The sequence below is a fragment of the Gammaproteobacteria bacterium genome (assembly GCA_019911805.1).
GTDB lineage: Bacteria > Pseudomonadota > Gammaproteobacteria > Thiohalobacterales > Thiohalobacteraceae > JAHJQQ01.
This window is the reverse complement of sequence record JAIOJV010000029.1, coordinates 18178-31063: the sequence shown is the minus strand read 5'-3', so window position 1 is coordinate 31063 and position 12886 is coordinate 18178. Positions and strand designations below refer to the sequence as shown.

The window sequence follows — 12886 nt, the reverse complement described above, 5'->3', positions numbered from 1 at the left end:
CTGTTCCCGCTCGTCTCCCTGCTGACCGGCATCGGCATCCTGCTGGTCGGCAGCGGCCTGTTCGGTACACTGCTCGCACTGCGCGCCGGCCTGGAGGGCTTCGCGGACCCGGTCATCGGCCTGGTGATGTCGGCCTATTTTGTGGGCTTTTTCGCCGGCACCTTCTTCTGTCCGACGCTGATTCGCCGTGTCGGGCATATCCGGGCCTTCGCCATGTTCGCCGCCGTCGCGGCTGCCACGGTCATCCTGCATGTGCTCATCATCCATCCGGGCGTCTGGTTGATTCTGCGCATGATCACCGGGGCGTGCCTGGTCGGGCTGTATATCGTCATCGAGAGCTGGCTGAACGCACAGGCACCGAGCGCCAGACGCGGCCAGGTGTTCGCGGCCTATATGGTCGTGACGCTGCTCGCACTGGCGCTCGGCCAGGCGCTCATCACCCGCGCCGATCCCGCCGGCTTCACCCTGTTCGGCATCGCCTCCATCCTGATGTCGTTGGCGCTGCTGCCGGTCGCTTTCACCAGCCTGGCACCACCGCAGCCGGTTACGGCACCGCGGCTCGGCCTGCGTTTTCTCTACACCACCTCGCCGGTTGCGGTCGCCGGGGCGCTGGCATCGGGACTCGTGATCGGGGCCTTCTGGGGCATGGGCCCGCTGTTCGCCCACCACCTCGGTCTGGACAACGCGGGGGTCGCGGGCTTCATGGCGGCGACCATCCTCGGCGGTGCGGCACTGCAGTGGCCGATCGGGCGACTGTCGGACCACCTGGACCGCCGCTGGGTGCTGGCCTGTGTGGGTGCGGCGGGCACCGTATCCGCCCTCGCCGCTGCCGTGGTCGCGCCCGACTCGGTTACATGGTTGCTGGTCTGCATGGTGCCGTTCGGCGGACTCGCCTTCAGCGTCTATCCGCTCAGCGTGGCACATCTGAACGATCACCTCCAGCCGGACACCATACTGGAGGGCAGCAGCGGTCTGCTGTTGCTGCACGGTGTCGGGGCGGCGACGGGACCCGCTGGCGTCGGACTGCTGATGGGCCGCTTCGGGCCGCTCAGCCTGCTGGTCTATTACGCCACGATACTCCTGCTGCTGGCCGCGTTCGTCTCCTTGCGCATACGCCAGGCACCGCCCGTCGCCGCTGCGGACCACACCCAGTTCGCAGCGATGGTACGCACCTCGCCCGAGGCGCTGGTGATGCTGGCCGAGGCGGAGGAGCAGGCCACGCATCCGGACACCGGTGTCTGAAGAAACCTCTGCACCCTGCACGACGGCCTCAGAAGTACAGCCCGACATTGATGTTCAGCCGCTCATGCCAGGTGTCGTCGCTGCCACCGGCCGCCAGACCGGTGGTGAAGTTCGGCCCGATGTAGGGATGCTGGCGACCGCGCAGGTAATCGACATAGACGAACACCTTGTCGATCGGCGTAAACGACATGCCGAACACGCGTTGTGCACTGTCGCGGAATCCCGCCACGTCCTTGGACAGCCATCCATAGTCAGCATAGAGCGTGACATCGTGCAGTGGTCCCCACGTGCCGAGTGTGTAACTCAGATTGACCGTATAGACATTCGCGCGCGCCGCTACCTCGTAGGGAAAATCGTAGGCACCCATGATGACGATGCGACGATCCTGCCCGGGTGGATTCTCGACGCTGTTCACGTAGCGCGCAGCCTGCAGCATCACACCCCAGGGCCCATAGCTGTCCTGGTAATGCACCGCAGCGGCACGGCGATGACCGTCGCGTCCGGTAGTCGCGTTCGGCAGGCGTCCGGCCAGCAGCGACAGGCCGACCTCGCCACGGCGTGCAGCGCCCTGCTCAAAGGTATACGCCGCGCGCCCGACCAGGGTATCGCGCTCGTGATTGCGGATTGCACCGTCCTCGACGAGGTTGAAGGTGTAGCGTGCACTGCTCTCGCTGTTGCCGCTCCCATGGCCACCGTCGCGGACGTAGTAGCCGAGCTGCAGATCCCACGGCCCGATGGTATGCATCAACTTGCCGCCGAGGTTGTAGCTGTCCTCCAGGCCGACGTAATAGGCTATGGAGAAAAAGAAGCTGTGCGAGGCATACGGCAGGATACCGAAAGGGATGGAATTCACACCGAGCTGCAGCTGAGTACGATCACCGAAGCGACGCCCGACCCAGGCGTGCTGCAGGAAATTCGTCTCAGTACCGCCGCGGTAACGATAAAAACGGTACTGTGCCGAAGCCAGCCAATCGCCGTGGTCGTAACCGGTATCGATGCGGAAGGTATCGAAATTGATCAGACCCGCACCGTCGTACCTGGGATCCCAATCCTGGTATACGTAGTTGTAGCGCAGCGCACCGCCCAGGCGGAAGCCGTTGCCGAGATCGAAGGCAACTGCGGTATCCAAGGTCAGGATGGCGATCGCCAGGACGCCGAGCTGACGGATGCAGAGAATGCGGATCGGCATGCGTCCTCCCGGTTCTGTCGCTCGGTCGATGGCGTTCAGCGGACGACGTGCAGGAAGTGCAGATGCCGTTCGTAGTGGTCGAGGACATCATTGATCACGTCGGTGCCGCTCCAGCCCATGATGTCATAGTTTTGCCCACCTTCACGCAGATGGACTTCGGCACGGTAGTACCGCAATGCCTCCATTCGCCGTGGCCGGGTGTCACGTAATACGAAGGATGGCGGCTCGTAGGGCCGCGGATGTACCGAGTAGAAAAAATCGATCTCTGCTCCATGGCGGACCTCGATCCAGACCCTGCCCTCCTCGTCGCCGCCGATACCGGCCTCCATGTCCTGTTTTTTCAATTCCTCGCTGACCTCATGCAGGGCCGGTCTGACGACTTCCTGAATGAAACGATCTACTTCGGTGCGGCTGGACTGGTGGATCACGTTACGCAGCCGACTCTGCCAACTGCGTGCCATCTGGGGTGCCCCCGGTGTGACTCGCGCACGCCGCAGGCTGAGGTGCTTGATGGCCTCGAGGCGCAGTGCGCGGGCCAGGCCCCAGCACATCAGGATCATCACCACCGCGAACGGCAGGGCACTGGCGATGGTCGCCGTCTGCAGTGCCTGCAGGCCGCCGGCAAGCAACAGGGCCGCCGCGATGATACCCTCGACCACGGCCCAGAAGACCCGTTGCCACAGCGGCGACTCCTCCTCACCGCCAGAGGTCAGCATGTCGACCACCAGCGAGCCGGAGTCGGATGAGGTCACGAAGAAGGTCACCACCAGCACCGTCGCCAGCAGCGAGGTGATGCCGGTCAGTGGCAGGTGTTCGAAAAATTTGAACAGTGCCACCGAGGTATCCGCCGCCACCGCAGCCGGCAGCTCGCTGATACCCTGCATCAGGATCATATGGATGGCGGTGTCGCCGAAGAATGTCATCCACATGAAGGTGAATCCGACCGGCACCAGCAGGACACCGATAACGAATTCCCGAATGGTACGCCCACGCGAGACCCGCGCGATGAACATGCCGACGAAGGGCGACCAGGCGATCCACCAACCCCAATAGAACAGCGTCCAGCCACCGATCCAGGTCGTCGGTTCGTAGGCTTGCAGGTTGAAGGTCATATCGAACAGATTGGACAGATACATACCGGTGTTCTGCACCAGTGTCTGCAACAGAAACACGGTTGGCCCGGCAACCAGCACAAACAACAGCAGGATCACGGCGAGCACGATGTTGAACTCGGAGATGCGCCGGATGCCGGCATCCAGCCCGAGACCCACGGACAGCGTGGCGATGGCAGTGATCACGGCAATCAGGATGATCTGAGTCAAGACGGTGCTGGGCACATCGAACAGGTAGTTCAGACCCGCATTCACCTGGATGACGCCGAAGCCGAGCGACGTGGCCACGCCGAACAGCGTCCCGAGCACGGCAAAAATATCCACCGCGTGACCGATCGGCCCGTAGATGCGCTCGCCGATCAGCGGATACAGCGCCGAGCGGATGGTCAACGGCAGGTCGTGGCGAAAGGCGAAGTAGGCCAGCGACAACGCCACCACCGCATAGATGGCCCAGGCGTGGATGCCCCAATGAAAGAGGGTGATGCGCATGGCATCGCGCGCGGCCGCGACCGTGCCGCCCTCACCCACAGGCGGGCTCACGTAGTGCATGACCGGCTCAGCCACACCAAAGAACATCAGGCCGATGCCCATGCCCGCCGAGAACAGCATGGCGAACCAGGATGTATAGCTGTAATCCGGCTCACTGTGATCGGGTCCGAGCTTGATGCGCCCGTAGCCCGAAATCGCCAATGTCACCACGAACACCAGAAAACCCGCCACGGTCAGGACATAGAACCAGCCCGCCGAGTGAGTGATCCAGGCTTGCACGGCCGCGAACAGGCTGCCTGCGGCCTTTGGATAGATCACGGCGAAGGTGACGAAGGCCAGTGCGAGCATACCTGACAGGACGAACACCGGCGGATTGATCTGCACGCGCCAGGGTGATTTGTGGTCAGTCGCCGGTTCGCTCATGCGGTTTCCTGTAGATGCCCATAGCCGCCTGCCCGCGTGCAGACGGTCGAGCCGTCAACATACAGTCCAGGAGCCTGTCGGACTTGGGACGAATCTACTGCGCCGGTGGGATAGCCGTCCATTTTCCCGATCCTGCTCATCAAATAGCTACGGCTATTCCCCTCGAAGGAGCGAAAAAATGACCTCGCTCCCCCACCCGGCTCGCTACGATCGCCCAAGTCCGACAGGCTTCTGGACGGTTTCCCCCTCTGTAGCCCGACGACGTCCCTGCTAGACTCGGCCCAGCACCAACGCTATTTCCATAGGCAAGGAGAATACCGCATGCATGCGACCGCTGAATTTCAGCTTGTGCCCATCGGCAGCGGCGTCTCCGTCCGGCGTGAGATCATGCGCGTCGTGGAGATCCTGAAGGGCTTCGGTTTCCTGCTGGAGACCCATGCTTCCGGCACCAACATCGAGGGGGAACTGACCGACATCCTCGCCGCCATCGAGAAAGTCCATGCGACAGTGCATGCCGATGGCGCGGTGCGGCTGGTCAGTTATCTCAAACTGGAGACGCGCATGGACAAGGTGCCGACACTGGCCGGCAAGCGGCTCGGCTGAACCCGTCCGCATCCCGGCGCCGCTGCGGATGCCCCCGGACCAGCCCCATGCCGCGCCGCTCCCGAGCAGGGCGATGTCATGCCGTGAAAGCGACGGATCGGCCCACATCAGCTTTCGCCGGGTCTGGCGCCTGGACGCGTCAGTGGCACGAAGGCTACACCGAGGACGCTGCGCTTCTCGACACGACCATCGGTGGTCTTCTCCACCAGCATGAGTTTCTGATCGCCATCAGGTCGACCGACGGGGATCACCAGGCGTGCACCCGGTTTGAGCTGCTCGATCAGCGGCTCGGGAATGGCCGGCGCGGCGGCGGTGACGACGATGCCATCGAAGGGGGCATGCCCGGGCCAGCCATGGTACCCATCACCGGCGCGCACCTCGACGTTGGCGTAGCCCAGCCGGGCGAGCCGCTCGCGGGCGCTCGTGGCGAGCGACTCGATGATTTCCAGGGAATACACCTGCCGCACCAGCCGCGACAGCACCGCTGCCTGATAGCCGGAACCCGTACCGATCTCCAGAATCACGTCGTCGGGCTCGGGTGCGAGCAGATCGGTCATCAGCGCCACGATATAGGGCTGGGAGATGGTCTGGCCGTGACCGATGGGCAGCGGCCCGTTGTCGTAGGCCGCGTCGCGCAGTTCCTCGGGCACGAATGCGTGGCGCGGCACGCCTTTCAGGACCGCCATGACGCGCGCGTCGAGGGCATCTTTGCCAAGGAGGCTGCGGGTGTAGCCCACCTCGCGCTCGATGTCCTCCAGCATGCGCTGTTCCGGTCGCATGGCCTTCACTCCTGTGCGCCTCACCGACGGCTTATACCGGACAGCCACCGGCCATTACCATGCCTCAGTCTAGACGCCTGGGCCGGCGATACGCCACCGCAACCAACGCGGCTGCGGCCAGTGGCACGGCGCGGCCGGCCATCGACCGCCTCTGAGCGGGGCGGGCGGAGCGTTCAGGTCGGCACGGCCCATAACAGGCTGCTGCCATCTGAAACACGAAAAGGTCGGGATTGAGTTCGGTATGCCGTTTTGGGCAGGCGTACAGCGGTTGATTCAGGGAGCGTCTGAGTAACAAAGGACCCCACAGCCCCGCGTCACGGGAAATCCTTCTATTCAGGATGCGAAGTACCATCCTGGGGTATGCAAGGCACCCTGGGGGTCGGCATGTGCGCGGGCGTGACGCATCGGGCAGCGATCATTGCCGCCCGCCACGCGTATCCATCCTGTCCGCGCCAACGTGATAGGGTAATGAACTATAAGGGGAAAATCATCAGTCCTGGCGTCTGGACCGAGACATGACAATTCAGCTGCGGAACTACTTGGAAGCCACCCAGCCCCGGTCGGCATACCGGGTCTTGCCGATCAACCCGTGCTCCACGCCCGTGGACGTTTCATCCCGGCGATCTTGCAGGCCTGTTTGACATAGCCGTAGGGGAACAGCTGAAACAGTCGTGCGTGCGCCTTCGCCCCGTAACCGACCTCTTCAGCAAGAAACTTGACGACAAAACGTGCATCCGCAGCGATGCCGTTATCTGCGAAATACTCCCGCATGAAACGGATTACCTTCCAGTGCTCTTCGGTCAGTTCAACGCCTTCACTCGCAGCCAACTGCCGGGCGATATCTTCGTTCCAATCCGCCGGATGGGCCAGATAGCCCTCATCACCCATTTCCACGTCAGCGAGATAGTCCACAACCCTCGTCATTGGTACCTCCCGTTCGGTTGCTGGTCCGGAAAGGCTCAGTTCGCGAAGCTTGCCGGAGTTCGGAAAACATGACCGGCCGCCCTCCCTGCGGCCGGGTCATGCCCTGCCATTGCTCGGTAGGCAGCCCCCCGGCATTCTCAGCCGAAGGGGCCGACCTCGTGGCTCAGAAGCGGATATGGGTCGACTGGTTCAGCGAGTGGCGTGCACCCGTCCAGTTGTCCACGTGGAAACGTGTGAACGGCAACCCGGTGAGTTCGAAGAAGCGCGGCCAGCCGATGCGCTCCACCCATTCACCGACCCGCTCCCACTCCTTGGCGTCTTCCTTGTAGATGGTGAGAATTTTCTTCACCAGCTCCGACACCTCCGGCCAGCGCGGTGGATTGTTCGGCAGACCGGCCGCCACCAGCTTCTGGAAGGTTGGCTTGGAACGCGCATTGGAGTTCTTGCCACCGATCCAGATGGCAATCTTGGAGTTTACCGGATCGTTGATCGCCATCGGCGGACAGGGTGGGAAGCAGGCACCGCAGCAGATGCACTTCTTCTCATCGACCTCCAGTGAGGGCTTGCCATTGACCATGGCCGGGCGGATGGCCGCCACCGGGCAGCGCGCCACCACCGACGGCCGCTCGCACACGTTCGACACCAGATCGTGGTTGATCATCGGCGGCTTGGTGTGCTGGATATTGATGGAGATGTCCGCCTGACCGCCACAGTTGATCTGGCAGCAGGACGTGGACATGCGCACGCGGTTGGGCATCTGCTCGTTGATGAACTCCTCGTAGAGTGCATCCATCATCGACTTGGCCACGCCGGAGGCATCGGTGGCCGGGATATCGCAGTGGAGGAAACCCTGCGTGTGCGCGATCATGGACATGGAGTTGCCGGTGCCGCCGACCGGAAAGCCCTCCTTGCCGAGCTTTTCGATCAACGGCGCCACCTTGGCCTCACTGCCGACCATGAACTCGATGTTCGAGCGGATGGTGAAACGCACGTGACCTTCGGCGTATTCATCGGCAATGCTGCAGAGTTTGCGGATGGTACCGGTATCCATCTGCCGTTGGGTACCGGCACGCACCGTCCAGATCTCGTCGCCGCTCTTGGCGACGTGGTGCAGGACACCGGGGCGCGGGCGATCGTGCCAGTCCCAGTTCCCGTAATTCTTGACCATCAACGGATGCATGTAGAGAAAGGCGTCCGGCACACCGCTCTCGACGGCCTGACGATGTTCTGGCTGTGACATCATTTCACTCCTTTGCCGGCCACAGAGTGGCCGGCGCAATCATCATCGAACTTCAGCGGGGACCACCTCAGGCAGTATGACGTTCGGCCTGACGGGCATGCCATTTTTCAGCCTCTTCCTCCCACTTATCCAGACGGATGTAGGAGCTGGTGCGCGGATGGGCGACCATGGCAGGCTCAATATCCACACCGATGCCGTCCAGGAAATTCGACAGGCCGATGCGGTCGATCATCTCACCACAACGCTCGTGCTCCAGGCCGTTCTCGGCCCAGAAGTCGATGATGTTGCTGGCGAGCTCATTCAGCTTGTCGTAGTCGTCCTGGGTCTCCAGCTTCATGAAGGGGATGAGGACGGTACCGAACAGATCACCGATCTTCAGGGTGCGCTTGCCACCCGTGAGGATGGTGACACCGCGGTCCTTACCGGGCGACAGCGCCTTGGTCATGACGTTGATGCAGTGCATGCAGCGCACGCAGTTGCGGTTGTCGATGGCCATGGTGTCGTCGTCTTTCAGGGTGATGCACTGGGTCGGGCAGCGCGTCACCACGTTGTCGATGACATACTGGCGTCCCTTGGCCTTAACGAAGTTCTTCACCTCATCCTGCTTGATCTGGATGTCGTCACGCCAGGTGCCGATCATCGCCATATCGGAGCGCTGAATGGAGTTCATGCAGTCGTTCGAGCAGCCCGAGAACTTGAACTTGAACTTGTAGGGCAGCGCCGGGCGGTGCAGGTCATCGGTGAAATTATTCATCACCTGACGATGTGCCACGGCTTCGCTGAAGCAGGAATGCTCACAGCGCGCAGCACCCACGCAGGACATGGAGGTACGCACCGAGGGGCCCGCGCCGCCGAGATCGAAGCCGAGTTCGTTGATGGCATCGAAGGCGGGCTGAACCTGATCCGAGCGGGCGCCCTGGAACATCATGTCACCACTCTGTCCGTGCAATGCCAGCAGGCCGGAACCGTGCTCATCCCACACGTCACACAGCTTGCGGAGGATGTCGGTGTCGTAGTGCATGGCGGGGGGCGGCATGATGCGCAGGGTATGGAATTCAGCGGCCGCGGGGAACTTGTCCGCCACCTCCGAGAAACGCGGGATGATGCCGCCGCCGTAGCCGCGGACCGAAATGGTGCCACCCTTCCAGTAACCCTTCTTGGTCTGGTAGGAGTATTCGAGCATTCCCACTATATCGGCGATCAGCTCTTTCTTTTCCCCCAGCCGCTTCAGGCCGGTGACGAAGCTCGGCCAGGGACCGGTTTCGAGTTGATCAAGATTAGGGGTGTCATACTTTTTTGCCATTGGTAGATCCTCCGGTCGAACGTGAAGACGACAACAGATGTGGCTATGGATATATGCGGCATCTAGTATACCGCTTTGGCATACCTTAGTCTTCGCGCGCTGGACTTGTATATCCCATTGGGCATAAGCCGATGGGGAGGGTGGGATAGCCACACCGCATCAATGCAGCGACCGGCTGGCGACCGCACCGCGGCGATGGTCGCGCCCGGCAGACCGAGATTACGTCGACAGATCAGGATGCTGGACCTGTGTTTCGCAATCATACGCCGTCCGGCGTCCCGGTCGGGCCGGAGATATCCCTCTACCACCGAGTGGATAGAAAACCCCCGAAAAAGAGCCCTTGTGACCGACGAAATGCCCTGCACACGCAGCAGATCGATGGCGAAAAACATGATGTAGGTCAAGTTTTACAGGCGCCGCCGGCCCCGCTCAGGATCGCCACCGGTGTTCGAGGTACTGTTTCAGGGCCAATGCGTTGTTGTGCTGCTCGTCGCGGGCCGCATAGAGGAGGGTCACGGGGCCGGCTTTGATGTAGTCCCGGAGTTCGGCGAGCGCGTCGGGGTTGGCGTCGAGCTCACGGCCGTAGCGGTGTTGGAACTCTGTCCAACGCGCTGGGTCGTGGTTGAACCACGTGCGCAGTGCACCGCTGGGGGCCAGCGCCTTCAGCCAGGCATCGAGCGCGGCGTTCGCCTTACTGACGCCGCGCGGCCAGATGTGGTCGATCAGGATCCGCTGGCCGTCCGCTTTGGATGCCTTTTCGTAGACGCGTTTGATGGCGATGTGCACCCTCGCCTCCCTCCGTACCGATTCCAGCCGGCGCGTGGCCCCGGTGCTGCGGATATCACTTCGCACCCGGGCGGCGCAGCTTGTCGAAAAATACTCTGATCAGATCCGAGCGCGTCACCATACCGACCACATGCCGCTGCTCGTCGCAGACGATCACGCGCTTGATGCGGTTCTTCTTCATAATCTCCAGAACGCCGTGCAGGGTCTCGTGCGGCCCTACGCAGATGACCTGTTCGACCATGAGATCCGCCACCGTGCCGGTGGGCTCCGGGATCTGCACGGGATGGGTGAACATGGCCTCCAGGGTCTGCCACAGCGAATGGGTCGGGTGGTGCGCCGGCAGGCCCATGGCCCGCAACAGATCGGCCTCGGTGACCACACCGACCAGCCGGTTGTCGTCATCGACCACCGGCAGGCCGCTGATCCTGTGCGTCACCAGCATATGCGCGGCCTCAGCCAGCGAGCAGTCCCGTTTGACCGTGACGACGTGCCGGCTCATCACCCGCTCCACCTCGCCGCTGCCCACGGTACGCAGCCGCGCGTACTTTTCCGCGCGGGTATTCAATTCCAGCAAATCGTCCAGGGTCACGTCGACGAAGGTACCCATTTCCTTCAATGCATTGGCGAAATCCTGACGCTTGACGCCATCGTCTGCATCATTACTCATAGACGGTTTCCTCTACTGAATCAAACGCCCGATCCGCGCTATCCCGGACCGGTGCCATATCGCGTACGATTTAACATTAGACCGCAGTTGCCCACGAGGTGCCATCATAAACCCCAGCGTGCATGTCGGTTCAGCTGGCCTTCCGGGACGGACCTGCTATTCTGTACCCGGGATGCGCGCCAACCGTGCGCGCACCAGCGCATCTGTATTCAGGGGCTCGTCATGTCACATTACAACCTGTCTATTGGCGGCGTACCTACCCTGATCCCTCCACGACTGATCATCACGGGGGCGCGTTCCGCCACGCGGCCCTGATCCGGGGCGCAGCCCGCCTGCGCCCCGGTATATCCCCGACCATCCCCGGCCCTCCCGTTTCGCCCGACAGGCGACACGCTTACCAGATATTCATGCGCCTCGTGAAGCGGGCGCACCCGGCACACCGCCGCAACACCCGGGATCGGCCGCAGTCAATGCACAGACACACAGGAGAATCCTTCATGAATCCGCAATCCGCCCATCTTTCGCGCCACGACGTCCAGCGCCTGACACACCTGCTCGAGACCATCGCCCCGGGCAGCCGCGATGCCGCGCATCTGGAGCGTCTGATCGACAAACTGCAGGCCGGCGAAGAGCTGCAGCCGCGTGAAGTGCCCGACGAACTGGTCACCATGCACAGCGTAGCACTGCTGCTCGACACGGATAGCAACCGGACCATGGAATGCACGCTGGTCTTTCCGAACGGCGCCGATGCCTCGGCCGGGCGCATCTCGGTGCTCGCGCCACTGGGCACGGCCCTGTTCGGCGCCCGCGTCGGCGAGATCATCGAGGTGGAACTGCCGACCGGGACACGCCGCTGGCGGGTGGAGTCACTGCTCTATCAACCCGAGGCGGCGGGCGATTTCGAACTCTAGGAGCCTGGTGCGGACACGGGGACGACCGACAATGCATGGAAGCCGGCCACTGCTACATCGGCTTCATTCAATGTGCTTTGACCGAGGAGAATCACACATGCCCACTCATGTGCTCGAACAGCTCGTCCGCAAGCGCGGACTCGACATCCAGGCCAGCTTCGCCACCGAGGCGGCGAAGCTGCTCGGCCCGCGGCCGGCGGCCGTACCGGAGACTTCGCCACGTGGTCTGCGGCTGCTCGCCGAAAGCGAACAGCAACTCGCCGATGCCGTGGCAATGCTGCTACATCACTACCCGGAGACGCTCGACGTGGGCGAGCCGCGCATCCGCTATCGCGACGATCCCGAGCCGGCCGAACCCATCATGTGGGTGATCATCGATGTGCCGCGTCCGCATATGGCGCTGCTGCGCGCCAACCTGCTACGGCGCCGCGCCGTGCTGCGCGACTGCGAGGCACGCGACGGGATCGCGGCAGACGGACGCGCCCGTCTGTGCGCCCATGTCCCGTTGGCGGAGCTGCTGGGCTACGATGCCGAACTGGCCCTGCTGTGCGGCACTGACGTCCGGCTCGACATGCGCTTCAGCCACTACGCACCGCTGCATGGCGGGCCGGACGGCGCCGCCTGACGTTGCGGCGTCGCCGCTCACAGCTGGTAGTTGACGCGCAGCCCGAGCACGGTCTGATGCGGACCGATACCGTCATGGCCGGCGCGGAAATCGCTGTGCAGGATCCTTTGCAACGACAGCGCGATGTTGGTCCGTGCGGTGGCCTGCAGGCCAAGATACAGCTCCGCCTCGCGTGAATCCTCCTCGTCGGGCGCGCGGCCGACATCGGACACCGCGCTCCGTGTGACGCCCCGCCCAATGCGAAACCATGCCAATCTAATCCGTTTTGTCAGTATTGCCCCGTGACGTATTCAGTCCAGGTGACCGGCCTCCAGCAGGGGTGTGATCCAGTAATGCATGCCGCTGCCCTGAAACTCCCGGCGCAGGGCTGCCACCACCTCGCGCGCGGCCGCCACGGGCAGATACAGCTGAAACAGGATCTGACCCTTGCGACCGGCCACCTGTTCGGCGGTGCTGAGGGAGTGAAGGGAGGTGCCATGCCCGTGGATGGACAGACTGGTGAAACCGCCCACGGTCTCATTCTCCAGCAGCCAATCGACCATGGCGTGCTCCATCGAGGGGGATACGGCCAGCGCCAGCAGGCAGGATTGCAT

General features: G+C 62.9%; 14 protein-coding genes. 4 read left to right on the top strand and 10 right to left on the bottom strand.

Annotated elements, in window-relative coordinates:
• Positions 1-1242, top strand: a complete 1242-nt coding sequence (locus K8I04_02290) for an MFS transporter (protein ID MBZ0070549.1) — start codon at positions 1-3, stop codon at positions 1240-1242.
• A 28-nt stretch (positions 1243-1270) separates the two neighbouring features.
• Here the strand turns inward: K8I04_02290 and K8I04_02285 are convergent, their stop codons facing one another.
• Both K8I04_02285 and betT read right to left on the bottom strand, forming a co-directional pair.
• Positions 1271-2431 (bottom strand): hypothetical protein, encoded by a 1161-nt coding sequence (locus K8I04_02285; protein ID MBZ0070548.1) that lies wholly within the window; start codon positions 2429-2431, stop codon positions 1271-1273.
• 35 nt (positions 2432-2466) lie between these two features.
• Positions 2467-4455: a choline BCCT transporter BetT gene (betT, locus tag K8I04_02280; GenBank protein MBZ0070547.1), complete on the bottom strand. Its 1989-nt coding sequence runs from the start codon at positions 4453-4455 to the stop codon at positions 2467-2469.
• 321 nt (positions 4456-4776) lie between these two features.
• Here betT and K8I04_02275 point away from each other — a divergent pair, with 321 nt between their 5' ends.
• Positions 4777-5058 (top strand): MTH1187 family thiamine-binding protein, encoded by a 282-nt coding sequence (locus K8I04_02275; protein MBZ0070546.1) that lies wholly within the window; start codon positions 4777-4779, stop codon positions 5056-5058.
• A 107-nt stretch (positions 5059-5165) separates the two neighbouring features.
• On the opposite strand, the gene K8I04_02270 is transcribed toward K8I04_02275, so the two are convergent.
• From K8I04_02270 to K8I04_02245, 6 genes are all read right to left on the bottom strand, one after another.
• A complete protein-coding gene (locus K8I04_02270; protein ID MBZ0070545.1) occupies positions 5166-5837 on the bottom strand; it encodes a protein-L-isoaspartate(D-aspartate) O-methyltransferase in 672 nt (223 codons plus the stop codon).
• Positions 5838-6419: 582 nt separating this feature from the next.
• Positions 6420-6761 (bottom strand): TusE/DsrC/DsvC family sulfur relay protein, encoded by a 342-nt coding sequence (locus K8I04_02265; GenBank protein ID MBZ0070544.1) that lies wholly within the window; start codon positions 6759-6761, stop codon positions 6420-6422.
• A gap of 163 nt (positions 6762-6924) precedes the next feature.
• Positions 6925-8001 (bottom strand): dissimilatory-type sulfite reductase subunit beta, encoded by a 1077-nt coding sequence (dsrB, locus tag K8I04_02260; protein ID MBZ0070543.1) that lies wholly within the window; start codon positions 7999-8001, stop codon positions 6925-6927.
• Between the two features lie 67 nt (positions 8002-8068).
• On the bottom strand, positions 8069-9304 hold the full coding sequence (dsrA, locus tag K8I04_02255) for a dissimilatory-type sulfite reductase subunit alpha (protein ID MBZ0070542.1): 1236 nt from the start codon (positions 9302-9304) through the stop codon (positions 8069-8071).
• A 429-nt stretch (positions 9305-9733) separates the two neighbouring features.
• A complete protein-coding gene (locus K8I04_02250; GenBank protein ID MBZ0070541.1) occupies positions 9734-10090 on the bottom strand; it encodes a DUF488 domain-containing protein in 357 nt (118 codons plus the stop codon).
• A 55-nt stretch (positions 10091-10145) separates the two neighbouring features.
• Entirely contained in the window at positions 10146-10757 is a 612-nt protein-coding gene (locus tag K8I04_02245; protein ID MBZ0070540.1) for a CBS domain-containing protein, read from the bottom strand.
• A 497-nt stretch (positions 10758-11254) separates the two neighbouring features.
• On the opposite strand from K8I04_02245, the gene K8I04_02240 reads away from it, so the two are divergent.
• Both K8I04_02240 and K8I04_02235 read left to right on the top strand, forming a co-directional pair.
• Positions 11255-11668 (top strand): GreA/GreB family elongation factor, encoded by a 414-nt coding sequence (locus tag K8I04_02240; GenBank protein ID MBZ0070539.1) that lies wholly within the window; start codon positions 11255-11257, stop codon positions 11666-11668.
• A gap of 97 nt (positions 11669-11765) precedes the next feature.
• A complete protein-coding gene (locus K8I04_02235) occupies positions 11766-12293 on the top strand; it encodes a hypothetical protein (protein ID MBZ0070538.1) in 528 nt (175 codons plus the stop codon).
• Between the two features lie 17 nt (positions 12294-12310).
• On the opposite strand, the gene K8I04_02230 is transcribed toward K8I04_02235, so the two are convergent.
• Together K8I04_02230 and K8I04_02225 are read right to left on the bottom strand one after the other, a co-directional pair.
• Complete coding sequence (locus K8I04_02230; GenBank protein MBZ0070537.1) at positions 12311-12505, bottom strand: hypothetical protein; 195 nt, start codon at positions 12503-12505, stop codon at positions 12311-12313.
• Between the two features lie 78 nt (positions 12506-12583).
• Complete coding sequence (locus K8I04_02225; GenBank protein MBZ0070536.1) at positions 12584-12886, bottom strand: DUF3240 family protein; 303 nt, start codon at positions 12884-12886, stop codon at positions 12584-12586.